Genomic DNA, 14,025 nt, shown 5'->3' with positions numbered 1-14,025 from the left:
TGCTTCTTTTTTACGTCAGACGGAAGCAGCGGAACCGTCCCCTTGCTTCCCTAGAAGAAGCGTTACGGATGAATAATTTCTATCTTCTTATTCCTATGCACCTCCTCCGTACCGGCTTCTAAAGCGGTCTTATAATAGCTGCATTTATGGTCGATGACTTCCATGGTTTGCTGGAGTTCTTTGATCTTTGCTTCTACGGATGCTTTCCTTTCGAGGAACATGTCATAACGGTTTTGCAGGGTGGCATCGCCTTCTGCGCACCAGTCGATGAAGTGCTTGATTTCCTTGATGGGCATGCCGGTGGATTTCAGGCATTCGATGATATGTAATGCGGAGATATCCGATTCTTTAAATCGTCTGGTGCCATTTTCTGTTCGTTCAACGTAAGGCATGAGGCCTTCTTTGTCGTAGTATCGCAGGGTATAGATGGAGAGATTCAGTTCTTTTGCCACTTCTCCAATGGAATAAGTTTTCATATTCGCGCTCCTTTTTCGAAAAAACTAGACGTCGAGTTAACTCTATGTTTATGGAAAAATCGTAGCACGGTCATCACTCGCTGTCAAAACAGATTCAAGGAGGGTTATCTCTTGACCTAGAGTTAACTATAGGGATTACCATGGAGATAACAAGAGTTCATCAGGTTTGTTCACCTGTCTCTTGAAAGCTACTATTACAGGAGGTTTTTATTCATGGTAATTGCTAAAGCACGAGCTGTAGACGGTCCTGACAAATCTTTCAGAGAGGCTGAAATCGAGAGGCGGGATCTTGATAAGCATGATGTTTTGATTGAAATCAAGTATGCAGGGATCTGCCATTCCGATATCCATACAGCACACGGTGAATGGGGAGAAGTGAAGTATCCACTTGTTCCGGGACACGAGATTGCGGGGTTCGTAACGGAAGTCGGATCCGAGGTAACGAAGTACAAAGCCGGCGACCGGGTAGGAGTAGGATGTATGGTTGGTTCCTGCGGCGAATGTAAGAACTGCCGAGATGGGGAAGAGCAGTACTGCCTGGAAGGAAACATTCCTACGTACGCAGGAGTGGACAAATATGGTGAGCTGACTCAAGGCGGTTATTCGACCCATATCGTTGTAGAAGAAGATTTCGTCCTTCGCATCCCTGATAACATCGAGCTGGATGCGGCGGCACCTCTATTATGTGCAGGGATTACGACCTTTTCTCCACTGAACCATTGGAATGCCGGGCCAGGGAAGAAAGTAGCCGTTGTCGGAATGGGTGGACTTGGTCATATGGCGGTTAAGATCGCACATGCCATGGGAGCCGAAGTGACGGTCCTTTCCCGTACGTTAAATAAGAAAGAAGACGGCTTGGAATTTGGGGCAAAAGCCTATCATGCCACGAGCGATCCTGAGACGTTCGAGAAGCTTGCCGGTACGTTCGACCTGATCATCAACACGGTCAGCGCCAAGATTGATATCAGTGCATACCTTTCCCTGCTGACACTCGATGGGGCAATGGTGAATGTGGGTGCGCCTGCAGAGCCATTGGAAGTGAATGTGTTCTCATTGATCGGCCATCGCCGTTCATTTGCCGGTTCCCTGATCGGAGGCATCCGTGAGACACAGGAAATGCTCGATTTCTGCGGGGAACATGGAATCGTACCTTCCATTGAAGTGATTTCGGCCGATTACATCGATGAAGCGTATGAACGGGTATTGGGTTCAGATGTGAAGTATCGTTTTGTGATTGATACGAGCACGATTTAAATAGAAGGAAGCAAGGGGACGGTTCTCTTGCTTCTTTTTTATATTATATGGAAGCATGAGAACCGTCCCCGTGCTTCACCCATGCTTCATCTAATTCATATTTCTGCCGCAGATGATGACGGAAATGCATTCCAACGAGGTCAAACCATTCCTGGGCATTCAGCCATCCGAAGCCTCCATGCTTCTGTTTGGAGTTTGGGTTGATTTCATCTACCTTGGCTTTCAACTCTTTCATTCGTTCCATTAGTTGATCGAGCTCACAATTAATATCCTCTTTCGTTTTTGAATTGTCCGGGGCAGTGTTAAGTTCTGGCGGTAATTGGATTTTAATTGGCGGGAATCCACCATTTTTAAATAAATATTCTCCAAACTCTGTTTTCCCATCCGTTTGCTCTCCGCCAGCCAGCGCACAGGCTTCCACACTGTCCAGATACTCATGAGCCACGACAAGGAGATGGTCATACATTTGACCGATGGACCAGACGCCTGGTTCGGGGATATACCTTAGCTGCTCAGGAGAATATGATTGTAAAAAGCTTTTGTATGTTTCAATTAATGTAAGGTCATTCATGTCATTCCCCCATCTTTGATTTCTGCTTACTTATCATTCTTAAAGTAATGAACAGGCCGAATCTCGATGCGCCACCCAAATTCTTCCCCTATATTCAATTGCGTGGTCGGATGAATAGAGGCGAGCTCTATTGCTTCATCCATGTTCTCTGCTTCAAAAATGAATATGCTTCCGATCAGCTCTTTTGATTCTGTAAATGGGCCATCTGTTACCATGACTTTCCCGTCCACACGGCGCAAGTTTTTGATTTCTGACTCCAAACCTGCATCAAGGAGCACCTTCCCGGTTTCATAAAATTTCTCCGTGTGAGGCTGGCATTCCTCCATCACAGCCTCAATCTCCGCACTTGGACGTGCATCCATTTTTTCAGAGTTAAAATAGCCCATACATAAAAAGATCATCTTTATCTCTCCTAGGTCATTCGAATTTTTTGTATCTATTTATACAACGATCAGCAAATCGGAAAATCGACATAACTATTAATTATTTTTTTATTTCATACAATCTTTAGCCTGTTTCAATAGAAATTTCTGTTCCTGCACATTTTGTGTTAACGAAGCAGCACGCTGGAATTCTTTACATGCTTCATTCTTTTTTCCTAACTTCAGGAGGAAATTGCCTTTGACACTTGGAAGTAAATGATAGTTATTCAACGCAGGGTCCATAAGTAAAGAGTCGACAATCTCCAACCCTGCACTTGGTCCATAGGCGATTGAAATGGCAACCGCCCGATTCAGTTCAACGACGGGAGAAGGAGCAATTTCTGAAAGTGCATCATAAAGAGTGGAAATTCGCTCCCAATTCGTTTTCTCTGGTGTGGCCGCTTCTGCATGACAAGCAGCTATAGCAGCTTGCAATGCATACATTCCGATTGTGCCTCCCAAGTCTTCTACTTTTTTTAGTGAGGCAAAACCCCGGTTGATGTGTTCCTGATTCCACAACGAGCGGTTCTGATCCAACAGCAATATCATGTCACCTTCCGTATTCGTTCGGGCTTCAAATCGAGATGCTTGTATTTCCATTAGCGCAACAAGACCATGAACTTCCGGTTCCAGACGAATGAGATCTGCTAAAGCTCTTCCCATTCTTAATGCTTCATTACATAGATTCATTCGAATTAAGTGTTCACCCGAAGAAGCCGAATAGCCCTCGTTGAACATAAGGTAGATCACTTCCAATACGGAAGAAAGCCGTTCTGCATACTCTGCCTCCTGAGGAACATCGAATGGAACCTTGACTGCCGCAAGTTTTCGTTTTGCCCTAACCACACGCTGGGCAATCGTCGATTCATGTGCAAGAAACGCGTTTGCGATTTCTTCTGTTGTCAGTCCCGCAACCAGTCTTAGGGTAAGAGCTACACGTGCGTTTGTTGATAACACCGGATGACATGTCATAAAAATCAGCCTCAGTACATCATCCTCAATCTCTTCATCCATTTCATCAGTCCAGTTTTGATCATGATGAATATTCATTGAGTGAGCCATTTGTTCATATTTTTGATCCAGTCTTTTTTTTCTGCGAAGCATGTCTATGGCTTTTCGTTTAGCCACGGTCATCAGCCATGCACCAGGGTTATCAGGTATATCAGAGACTGGCCAACGCTCAAGCGCTATGATCAGTGTGTCTTGAGCAAGATCCTCCGCAATGCTTATATCCCTCACCATCCGAGTAAGGGATGCTACTACTTTCGCTGATTCCGCTCTCCAAATCTGCTCAATTCTTTGGTGGATTAAAGTCTCATTCATGTATGTTTCTCCTCCCCGATGCATTCCGCATTCTGTAATCAACCACGTCGATTAATTATAAAATTCTGATAATGTAATTTTATCATAATGAGAAACTACAAAAACGATTTAAGATCAAGGAGGGACGGACCTCGTGCTTTTTTTCTACTCCAAGAAGAAGCAACAGAACCGTCCCCATGCTTCTTCCTTTCGTTTTCACGTGGTGAGTGAGATAATTTGAGCAACCACAAAACTGAAGGAGGAGTTATGAATGAAGAAAGTCATGAATGAACCTGAAGATTTGGTCGTGGAGATGTGCAATGGGATGGCCATGGCTCATCCGGAGCTTGAGTTTATGAAGAAGTATAAGGTGATGAAGAAAAAGGATTTGAATGAAGATAAGGTAACGTTGATCAGCGGCGGCGGAAGTGGTCATGAGCCTGCACATGCGGGGCTTGTGGGGAAAGGGATGTTGGACGCTGCCGTGTGCGGTGATGTGTTTGCCTCGCCTTCACAGATTCAGGTTTATCAGGCGATTAAGGCAACGGCTGGTAAAAGGGGAGCCCTGCTCGTCATTAAGAATTACAGTGGGGATATCATGAATTTTAAAAATGCGGCTCACATGGCTGCAGAAGATGGCATCCCTGTGGAATACGTCAAAGTGGATGATGATATTGCCGTGGAAGACAGCCTTTATACAGTGGGGCGTCGTGGTGTCGCGGGAACTGTGTTTGTACATAAAATCGCCGGAGCGGCTGCGGAAGAAGGTAGGGACTTGCTGGCCGTGAAAGCTGTGGCAGAAAAGGCGGCAGAAAATGTCCGGAGCATTGGGTTCGCACTGACATCCTGCACCGTCCCAGCTAGTGGATCTCCTACGTTCAAATTGGCTGATGACGAAATCGAATACGGTGTTGGAATTCACGGGGAACCGGGAACAAGACGGGAACAAATGGCGTCTGCGGACGAACTGGCAGAGCGGATGGTCAACGATCTTCTGAAGGATCTGAAAATGGAAGAGGGGGATTCTTCCGAGGTCGCGATTCTTGTAAACGGCTTTGGTGGTACGCCGCTTCAGGAGCTCTATCTCTTTAATAATAGCGTTACCCGAATTCTGTCCGGGAAAAAGGTATCCATTAACCGTGCCTTTGTCGGCAACTACATGACAAGCATCGATATGGCAGGTGTTTCCCTAACCGTAATGAAGCTGGATGAAGAGTTGAAAACATTGCTGTCCAGTGAAAGCGCAGCGCCTGCGTTCAGGGTGGATGGACCGGTACCGGGTGTGGAGTATATCGACCTTGAGGAAGATGAAGAAGCGAAACCCGTCTCCTTTGAAGTGGAAACACCGGAAGAACATGCTGTAATAAAAAATAATACAGCAACACTCGAAAACATCATCTACCTGGTGGATAAAATGAGCGACACGATCATCAAAAATGAAAAACCGTTCTGTGAATTGGATTCACATGCCGGAGACGGGGATTTCGGAATGAGCGTCTCCAAAGGGTTCAAGCAATTGAAGAGGGAATGGAAGGATATCCTTAGTCAAGAAAACCTCACAATCGGCGGCTTCCTGGATGCAAGCTCCATGGTCATCATGGAATATTGCGGCGGTGCTTCCGGTCCGATATGGGGATCTGCATTCCGTGCGGCAGGGAAATCGGCAGGGGACCGATTGGAACTGACCGTGAAAGAATTCGCGGATATGCTGCAGGCGGCCGTGAAGGGAATCCAGGATACAGGCGAGAGATCCTTCGGCAGAGGAGCAGAGGTCGGGGACAAAACCCTCGTGGACGCACTCGTTCCATGTGCGGACTCCTGGTCGGCAAGTGCAGCGAACGGAGATGACTTCAAGACTGCGTTTGAAAAAGGAGCAGCCGCCGCTATAGATGGAGCCGAGAAAACCAAAGATATCGTTGCCCGGATGGGTCGTGCCGGTACGGTTGGGGAACGAAGCCTTGGACATCCGGATGCAGGTGCTTATGCGCTAGGGGTTATCTTTACGGAGCTTGCGGAGAGTTTGAAGTAAGGAGTTGGAAGCAAGGGGACGGTTCTCTTGCTTCCTTTTTTTATGGGTTGGAAGCGGAGAACCGTTCCTGTGCTTCCATAAAAAAGAAGCAGGAGACCAAATTCAGTCTTCTGCTTCTATCTTTATTATAACAAATAATTATTGGAATTTTCAGTCTGTAATTTGGATTATTTTTCTTTTATGATGTGAAAGAACATAAAGGGGGGATGTGAATGATTTCCGGTTATGCTTCTTTAAGTGGAACAAGTGACTATTTGAGTAGGTTTTCTTTGGCTTGTCGAGAATCGCCAATGTTTTGCGCTTCTCCTATTGCGCTTGGGACTCATCTGGGGGAAATGAATGAGGAAGACTCAATGCTTTATCGTGAAGGGATTGAGTACGGGCTGTTGAATGGATTGAATTTCATCGATACGGCCATTAATTATCGCGGGATGAGATCTGAAAGAGATGTCGGCTATGTTTTAAAGTCGTTAATCAAGAGGGGATCAATTAAGCGAGATGAGGTGATTGTATCTACCAAAGGAGGCATCATTCCAGGGGACATCGAGGCAAGCTTGGTCCCATCTGATTTTTTACAAAAAGTCTTGTTGGAAGGTGAAATTATTCAAGAAACGGACGTGAATAGCGTTGATACCCATCGGCATGTGTTAGCTCCCGATTATTATCAATTTGCCATTGATACCAGTAAGAAACATCTTCACTTAGAAACGATTGATATTTATTATATCCATAACCCAGAGATCTCCATGATGGTCCTTGGACCGACGCTTTTTTATACCCAACTGGAAAAGTTATTTTCCTTCTTTGAAAATCAAGTGCAACTAGGGAATATTAAGTATTATGGGTTTGCTACCTGGTTCGGGTTTCTCAAAGATCCTACGGAAAAGGGCTATCTTTCAATCGAAGAGGTTATAAATATAGCCAAAAAAGTGGCAGGGGAAGAGCATCACTTCAAATTCATCCAGTTTCCGCTGAATAAGCATATGAATGAGGGAATTCTAAAACAGAATCAACAGGTAAATGGAAAGTGGGTTTCTGTCCTCGAAGCTGCACATGAGCTGGGAATCTATTCAACAACAAATGCTCCATTTCATCTAGGGAAGGGGTTTGATGGGGCAAGTGATTCAAGATGTATGTTAACGGAGGTCACTTCCACCAAAGGTGTCTTCTCTACAATGGTGGGAATGAAGAAGGTTGAACACATCAAGGAGAACATTCATATCTTGCAGGGGGTGTAAACGTTTATATAAGCACGGGGACTGTTCTCGTGCTTCTTTTTTTATAAATTGGAAGCAGGAGAACCGTCCCTTTGCTCCCCATTAACGAAACTTTCCAATCCATTTAAACGTATACATATATAAAGAATAAACAGTGGTGGATTTAAGGAGGCAGTCAAATTGGAAGTGTATATCTTTCTAGCTGTTATCGGTTTATATGTACTGATTTCCCTATTGATCTTACCTATGCAATATCGCTTCTTGATCGCTTTAAAAGCTGAAGAGGAGAAGAACCGATTAAAAGGGAAGAAACAGGGAGAAATGTATGATGCCATGAATGTTGGTGAGCTGAGCCTTCATGGGAATATGCAGGGGAACCCGTTATTCTTTTTGGCTAATCTTTTTGCTTCGATTCTGTATAGAGTGAGGCATGGTGGGGATCGGAAGTAGGCCAGGGGACCTGTCCCTCTGGATCGCGATCCTAGACGAATAAATCATAAGAGAGAAGGGGGATCTATTCGTTTGTACTTACTATTATCGGTGTTTTCAGCCAGTATACTAGGTTTGATCTTGTTTATATCCGGGCCCTGGATAGGCGGCATCCTGGCTTTCGGCATCATTGCAGGTTGTTTGTTCAGGGGGCTTTATTTGCTAAGTGATCTACATAAAAGAATAACGAAAGAAATGCCAGGAGCGGATAAGGCAAGGGAAGTATATGAAAACTACATAAAAGAGGTTAGAGAAATGGATACCAGAAACCGAAAACCGCCCAGGCTAAGAAGCTCTGGGCGGTTTTTGATGTGGCAGGTCAGCTGCCTGTATGCTGCTTGTCTTTTTCCACCGCTGTCAGTCGTTGACCTTCGTCTTTTGAAGGATTCTTTTCCTGGTCATGTCCATTCACTAAATCGCTCGTAGCACTTTTGAATTCCTTTAAGGTCGTTCCGAATGCCCGTCCGATTTCCGGTAGTTTTGACGGGCCAAAGATGATCAGGGCGATCACGAGTACGAGAATTAATCCCGGGATTCCGATATTTGTAAGCATAGATTTCTCCTCCTGTCAGTTTGATTTGTGCGTGGGTACACGGATGTGCCGATCCCGATTACACTCAAGAAGCCTCTTCTGTTCATTCCGAGCCTCTTCCTTCATAGAGCAACATTCTCTTGACCTGCATTTGACTCCGCAGAAGGGGAAGCCTTTTTCTTATACGCCATGGTTGAGCAGGTGATGCTGATTTCATATAAAAGAAGGAGCGGCAGGATGACCAATACATCGGAAAGAAAATCCGGCGGTGTAATCACGACTGAAATGACGATCAGCAGGAAATAGGCGATCTTTCTTGATTTTTTCAACTTGGAAGGATCCAAAATGCCAAGTACCGTCAGAAAGACGATGACTAATGGCATTTCGAATAACAATCCAAAAGGCAGGGTCAGGTGTAACATAAATCGGAAGTATTTCTCCGCCGTGAACATTGTTTCAAATTGGTCGGCTGACAGGGTGGTCAAGAAGCTCAGGACGATCGGAAAAAGTAGAAAGTAGCCGAACCCGATGCCGAAAATGAACAGAAAGAACAAGGCGGGTATGAAGCGTAACGTGACTTTTCTTTCTGCCTCATTCAGAGCCGGAGACACGAAACGCCAGATCTGATAGGCAGCGACTGGGATGGTGGCAGCGACTGAGAAAACGGATGCGATCATCAAGTACACCCACAAAATGTCACTCGGTCCGAGGATCGCGAGTTTCATGTCTATATCCCTGATCAGCCATCCGTAGATCGGTTTCATAAAAGAGAGCCCCACGATCAGGAAACCGATAAAGGCGAGTACGGTTTTAATGGCGCGGCTCCTGAGCTCTTCCAAGTGTCCGATCACCTGTTGGTTGCAATCATTCATGGCCTCAGCCTCCTTGGTGCTAGTTCATTTGCATATGTTTGCCTTTTTGGGCTTGCTTTTTATGGGCGCGGGCATGCGCTTCATGACGATCGTCTTCCACCTCGGAAGACAAGGGTTTCCCTTCTGGAACGGTTGACGTTGACACTTCCTTCAGTCCTTCTGCATTTTTTTCGTACACGAAGGAGGCTCTGGTAGAAATATCCGCGCCTGGACTCGAGACGAAAGGAACGACACGATAATCGGCTCTCCACTGGGCGGGCGTGACATGGCAGCGGACATATCCGCGATAATCATTGAAGAATTTAATATGTTCGTTCTGGGCAAGAATGCGGTCCGTGTCAGCGCGCTTGTCTGCACCGTCCCCGCCTGATGTGATCGATGTGCCGACAAACTCGGCTCCAAGCAAGGGGGAAGACGGTTCGTCAAAGTCTGCCAGGATATTCGAGGCCCAGTTTGCGTGTACATCACCTGTCAGGACAATCAGGTTATCCATGTTTTTCTGACGGGCAAAGTCCGTGATGCGTTCCCTGGCAGGGGTGTAGCCATCCCAGCCATCCATGCTGTAACGCGGTTGATCAGGGCTTGGACCATAATTTCTCTTGGCAAAAAAGATTTGCTGGGCCAGTACATTCCATGAGCTGTTGGAGCTGCCGAGATGATCAAGCACCCATTGTTCCTGTTCGCGGCCCAGCAAGGTGCGTGAAGGGTCCAGGGATTCTGCCGTCTGGGGAGAGCTTTTATCTCCATTTGCCTGATCGGAACGATACTGACGGGAATCGAGGACCATGAAATTGGCCAAGTTTCCGTAAGAGAACTGACGGTAGAGCTGCATGTCCACTCCATGAGGCATGGAAGATCTCCTTAACGGCATATGCTCATAGTAGGCCTGGTAGGCTGCAACACGCCTCCTCACGAACTCTTCCACAGACTGGCCTTTTTCAGGAATCATGTCGGCATAGTTGTTTTCCACTTCATGGTCATCCCATGTCACCACCCATGGAAAAGCCGCATGGGCAGCCTGGAGGTCGGCATCCGTCCGGTATTGGGCATGGCGGTTGCGGTAGTCCTCCAACGTGCGGATTTCAGGACCTTTATGGTCTCGTACATTTCCTGATTTAGCTACATACTCATTCGGGCCGTATTCATAAATATAGTCTCCAAGATGGAAAATGAGATCAAGATCTTCTTTGGCCATATGCTTATAGGCCGTATAATAGCCGTGCTCATATTGCTGGCAGGAAGCAAAGGCAAAGGACAGGCTTGAGACATCTGCATTCAAGGCAGGTAGGGTTTTCGTCCTTCCGATCGGGCTGAAATCCTTTCCGACTTTGAACCGGTAATAGTACACCGTGCCTGCTTCCAGGTTCCCAACCTCGGCATGAACGGAGTGAGCGAGGGACGGACTTGCCACTTCCGTACCTCGCTGCACGATATGCCGGAAATGTTCATCTTTCGCGATTTCCCACTTCACAGGAATCTTGCGGTCAGGCATGCCCCCGCCATTAAGGGGGTCAGTGGCTAAACGTGTCCATAATACGACACTATCCGGCAGCGGGTCACCGGAAGCTACCCCAAGTGAAAAAGGGAAATCCTGAAATCCGGCTTCTTCTGCCGAGACAGACAAACCGCCCATCGATTGAGCAATCGCCATCCCCAGGGAAATGCCTGCGACTTTCCCCGCCCCTTGAAGGAAGTTGCGGCGGTCGACCCCTTTATATAAGGTCTCTACATTCAGCTTTTGAATCCAATTTTCCATTGATCTCTCATTCGTCATATGGATGACTCCCTTCATGAATCTATTGAATCGAACAGTTCATATTATAGGAGCCCACTTTTAACTTGTTGTAAATGAATGTAAATAGAGGGAGGAAGAGGAGGGGACTCATTCCTGGGACAAAAGCCCATTTTTATTTGAATGTTTCAATAAGTGAGAAAGATTCAGTGGATTTCATCCATTTTAGTAGGCGGACAGACCTGTTTTTCTTAACATGGGTGAAAAGAAAACAACATAATAGAATGAGAGGAAGCACGGGGACGGTTCTCGTGCTTCTTTTTAATGAGGAGGAAGCAGGAGAACCGTCCCCTTGCTCCCAAAAGGTTTTAGATATTGAATATCGTGGTACAAAAGAATCATGAATAATTTCCTTTTTTTGTTATATTCTCATTGCTGAGTAGAATGATGAACAAAAGGGTGGTACGATATCAAAGATGATTGGAATTTTATAGGTATATTAGCGGATTAATTGGTAAGGGAGATGCCGAAATGGGACTCTACAATGAGTTAAATTACATTCAGAGTGTGATCCATTCCCAATCGAGCGATATTCAGGAAAAGATTTCGCGGTTGAGGGAAGCGAAGAACGCCATTTTGCATGAGCAAAGTCAACTACTTAGTGAAATTAAACTAATTCAACAGCCGGAATTACATAAAAGTTGGATGGGCCCAAGGTCTGAAAAATATCAAACGGAACGGGATTCTGCCCTCCAGGCCATGAGGCAAATCGGACATGAAAACTATGACGAGTATGTCAGTTCAATAGAATCAAAGATTCATGTATTGGAAGCTCAGCAGGGTGTAATGAACTTCTATGGTCATTTGGCTCAAGATGCAGAACATTTACTTTCCAAAGGGGAAGATTTTTATGAGCAGGTTTCTCATAAACTCAGTGACTTGAAAGGGAGGTTGTTTTAGATGAATGTGAACCCGGGATCTGGAGGGGGATCAGCACAGCAAATCAAGCTCAACCATCATGCAGTCATGGCAAAACTGAATGAAGTGATGCACAATCTGGAACGGCTACAGTTGAATCCACCTGCACAAGAGCAGTTGGGACGGAACAAGCTGCATTATACAGATGCATGGATCCAACGTGAACAGAATATTCACCAGATATTGAAGGACTACATCGCCGTTGTTGAAAAGAATATACAAGATACAAAAGCGAATGTAGAAGCTTTAAAACAACAGGATGAAGCTGTAACTAAATCCTGAAAGAAAGGCAGACGCGACCATTGAAAGTATATGAAGCCCCTACTTTACTCGACGCAATGTCATCACGCCGACATGAATACGAAACATTAAAAGATCAACTGATAACACTTAAACACTCTTTTCAAGCCATTGTGGACCTAGACGATGAATTCCAGGGAAAGGGTGCCGATGCCATTAAAGGTTTCTACGGCGCTCAAATCGATGTCGTTGAGGTTTGGATTCAACTGGCTGAAAGGAACATCGCTTTCTTCGACGGCATTCATGGTGACGCCGATGGAAGAAACCTTGGCAGGGAATCGGTGGGACTTCCATTCCTGGAGGAAGATCTCCGACAGAGTGAGAGACGATCAGATGAAATGGTTGCTGCACAACAGCAGGAACTTCAAGGAATCCTCAATCGTATAAGCGATATCCATCCATTGAACGTCTTTTCGAGGGAACGGTTCGATGCCCATATGGAAGACGCGAGGAGGAAGCGAGAAGATACACTTGACGCCGTCAATCAATTTGATGAAGAATTAACACAGGAATATCAACATTTAGAAACCAGTGAACAGGTACTCACAAGTCTTATGAAGCAGTTAATGGACTCGTCCACGCAGGGCAGTCACATATCACCGCTTTATTTCAATGCAGCAGCTTATTACTCCAGTGATACCTATCAGCTAACGGATGATATTACAGCAGAGACAGAATCTTATTTGAAATTCAAGGAAGCCCAGGAACAGGCAAGAGAGCCCAAGCCCCTTCTGGAAGAAGAAGTCAATGAGAATCCGTTCATGGAATCCCTTAACAGCTTTAAGGAAATCGGACAGGATCTCTGGGCAGGGATGGAGAAACGGAATGAAGAGAAGTTTGACTCCGTCTATGATTTTGGGAACTATATTACGGCTGGCGGCCTTGATTTAGGCAAAGGCTTTATGAGTGGTCTGAATGAAAGAGCGGAGGTAGCAACCGAATCCGGCTCTGACTTTATCAACTACCTGACGATGGGTGGGATGGACCTTTTCAACGGGGCAGTCAATCCAGAAGACACCTACTCCAAAGAACACTGGATGAATAGCTTTGGCCTGGCAGCACTTCTTGTCGGAGGTGCCAAACCCGGGCTGAAAGTGAAAGGTGGCACGAATATACCAACTCCTGCACCTAGGACAGTTCCGAAGGTTTCATTGACTCATAGATGGAATCAGATTCGTTTGGGGGTTGATGATCTTTATAACCGGCCGATGGTAGCTGCTGATAATGGTATGTTGGTTGGTGGAGAGCCTGGGTGGAGTCGGTTTTCTGTAGAAAGTGATGTTAAGGTCCAGGAAAGTGGAACTAGGAAAAAGGTTTATACAGATGATGAACCCGGTATTGTCATAACCGACAAAGATAAAAATAAACTCGCTGGGTGGAAGTATTCTCCGCATGAAGAACTTTATATAGAATATAAACATGTTTATGATAATCCTAAATACTATGACCAGAAGACTGGAGAAATAAACTGGCCAGGGACAAAAGGAGATCCCAATATTGATGGTTTCGTTAAAGGAGAATATAAGGTAGAAACCCTTAAACCAGGTAATGAAATTGATAGGTACGGAAGTAATCCAACTGGCAAATACTTTTCTCCTGTAGGGACAAGTTATGAAAAAAGGGCATTACCCCCTCATATGAAGGATCAGCCATACACAAAATACCGTATAATTAATGGGTTTGAAGTTAGATCTGGAGAGATTGCCCCCTGGTTTGATGAGTTAGGTTATGGAGTACAATATAATACTCAAATTAAAATTATGGATGACTATGGAAATATGGTCGAAGCAACAGTAGAAAATTTGCTAGATTACGGGTATATTGAGAAAATAATTGAGTAATGAAGGGAAG

At 45.4% G+C, this 14,025-nt stretch carries 14 protein-coding genes; 7 read left to right on the top strand and 7 right to left on the bottom strand.

The window, feature by feature from the left end; all coding sequences use genetic code 11:
• Positions 1 to 62: 62 nt before the first annotated feature.
• Complete coding sequence (locus tag N5C46_RS10625; protein WP_261752049.1) at positions 63 to 476, bottom strand: MerR family transcriptional regulator; 414 nt, start codon at positions 474 to 476, stop codon at positions 63 to 65.
• A gap of 213 nt (positions 477 to 689) precedes the next feature.
• Here N5C46_RS10625 and N5C46_RS10620 point away from each other — a divergent pair, with 213 nt between their 5' ends.
• Positions 690 to 1,730 (top strand): NAD(P)-dependent alcohol dehydrogenase, encoded by a 1,041-nt coding sequence (locus N5C46_RS10620; RefSeq protein ID WP_261752048.1) that lies wholly within the window; start codon positions 690 to 692, stop codon positions 1,728 to 1,730.
• A gap of 43 nt (positions 1,731 to 1,773) precedes the next feature.
• Here the strand turns inward: N5C46_RS10620 and N5C46_RS10615 are convergent, their stop codons facing one another.
• From N5C46_RS10615 to N5C46_RS10605, 3 genes are all read right to left on the bottom strand, one after another.
• Complete coding sequence (locus tag N5C46_RS10615; RefSeq protein WP_261752047.1) at positions 1,774 to 2,301, bottom strand: DinB family protein; 528 nt, start codon at positions 2,299 to 2,301, stop codon at positions 1,774 to 1,776.
• A gap of 26 nt (positions 2,302 to 2,327) precedes the next feature.
• The gene (locus N5C46_RS10610) at positions 2,328 to 2,702 is read right to left on the bottom strand and encodes a YciI family protein (RefSeq protein ID WP_261752046.1); all 375 of its coding nucleotides are present in this window, start codon (positions 2,700 to 2,702) and stop codon (positions 2,328 to 2,330) included.
• 90 nt (positions 2,703 to 2,792) lie between these two features.
• Positions 2,793 to 4,046 carry an RNA polymerase sigma factor gene (locus N5C46_RS10605; RefSeq protein WP_261752045.1) on the bottom strand — a complete coding sequence of 418 codons (1,254 nt, stop codon included), beginning with the start codon at positions 4,044 to 4,046 and terminating at the stop codon, positions 2,793 to 2,795.
• A 250-nt stretch (positions 4,047 to 4,296) separates the two neighbouring features.
• Here N5C46_RS10605 and dhaK point away from each other — a divergent pair, with 250 nt between their 5' ends.
• From dhaK to N5C46_RS10590, 3 genes are all read left to right on the top strand, one after another.
• Positions 4,297 to 6,054 carry a dihydroxyacetone kinase subunit DhaK gene (dhaK, locus tag N5C46_RS10600; RefSeq protein WP_261752044.1) on the top strand — a complete coding sequence of 586 codons (1,758 nt, stop codon included), beginning with the start codon at positions 4,297 to 4,299 and terminating at the stop codon, positions 6,052 to 6,054.
• A gap of 353 nt (positions 6,055 to 6,407) precedes the next feature.
• Positions 6,408 to 7,292, top strand: coding sequence for an aldo/keto reductase (locus tag N5C46_RS10595; RefSeq protein WP_261752043.1), 885 nt, complete (start codon positions 6,408 to 6,410; stop codon positions 7,290 to 7,292).
• A 165-nt stretch (positions 7,293 to 7,457) separates the two neighbouring features.
• The gene (locus N5C46_RS10590) at positions 7,458 to 7,721 is read left to right on the top strand and encodes a DUF3949 domain-containing protein (RefSeq protein ID WP_261752336.1); all 264 of its coding nucleotides are present in this window, start codon (positions 7,458 to 7,460) and stop codon (positions 7,719 to 7,721) included.
• 358 nt (positions 7,722 to 8,079) lie between these two features.
• Here the strand turns inward: N5C46_RS10590 and N5C46_RS10585 are convergent, their stop codons facing one another.
• The 3 genes from N5C46_RS10585 to N5C46_RS10575 all read right to left on the bottom strand — a co-directional run bounded on the left by N5C46_RS10585 (position 8,080) and on the right by N5C46_RS10575 (position 10,938).
• Positions 8,080 to 8,313 (bottom strand): twin-arginine translocase TatA/TatE family subunit, encoded by a 234-nt coding sequence (locus tag N5C46_RS10585; RefSeq protein ID WP_224521201.1) that lies wholly within the window; start codon positions 8,311 to 8,313, stop codon positions 8,080 to 8,082.
• Between the two features lie 101 nt (positions 8,314 to 8,414).
• The gene (gene tatC / locus N5C46_RS10580; RefSeq protein ID WP_261752042.1) at positions 8,415 to 9,164 is read right to left on the bottom strand and encodes a twin-arginine translocase subunit TatC; all 750 of its coding nucleotides are present in this window, start codon (positions 9,162 to 9,164) and stop codon (positions 8,415 to 8,417) included.
• A gap of 19 nt (positions 9,165 to 9,183) precedes the next feature.
• On the bottom strand, positions 9,184 to 10,938 hold the full coding sequence (locus tag N5C46_RS10575) for an alkaline phosphatase D family protein (protein WP_272501234.1): 1,755 nt from the start codon (positions 10,936 to 10,938) through the stop codon (positions 9,184 to 9,186).
• Positions 10,939 to 11,427: 489 nt separating this feature from the next.
• On the opposite strand from N5C46_RS10575, the gene N5C46_RS10570 reads away from it, so the two are divergent.
• From N5C46_RS10570 to N5C46_RS10560, 3 genes are read left to right on the top strand one after another with little or no spacing between them, the layout of a single operon-like run.
• Complete coding sequence (locus N5C46_RS10570; protein ID WP_261752041.1) at positions 11,428 to 11,856, top strand: DUF5082 domain-containing protein; 429 nt, start codon at positions 11,428 to 11,430, stop codon at positions 11,854 to 11,856.
• On the top strand, positions 11,857 to 12,156 hold the full coding sequence (locus tag N5C46_RS10565; protein WP_261752040.1) for a YwqI/YxiC family protein: 300 nt from the start codon (positions 11,857 to 11,859) through the stop codon (positions 12,154 to 12,156).
• Between the two features lie 20 nt (positions 12,157 to 12,176).
• Positions 12,177 to 14,015: a T7SS effector LXG polymorphic toxin gene (locus N5C46_RS10560; RefSeq protein WP_261752039.1), complete on the top strand. Its 1,839-nt coding sequence runs from the start codon at positions 12,177 to 12,179 to the stop codon at positions 14,013 to 14,015.
• The last annotated feature ends 10 nt before the right edge of the window (positions 14,016 to 14,025 follow it).

It is taken from the genome of Rossellomorea vietnamensis (genome assembly GCF_025398035.1).
GTDB classification, from domain to species: domain Bacteria; phylum Bacillota; class Bacilli; order Bacillales; family Bacillaceae_B; genus Rossellomorea; species Rossellomorea vietnamensis_B.
Note: the sequence above shows the minus strand (reverse complement) of the source record. Positions and strands in the feature narration are given on the sequence as shown.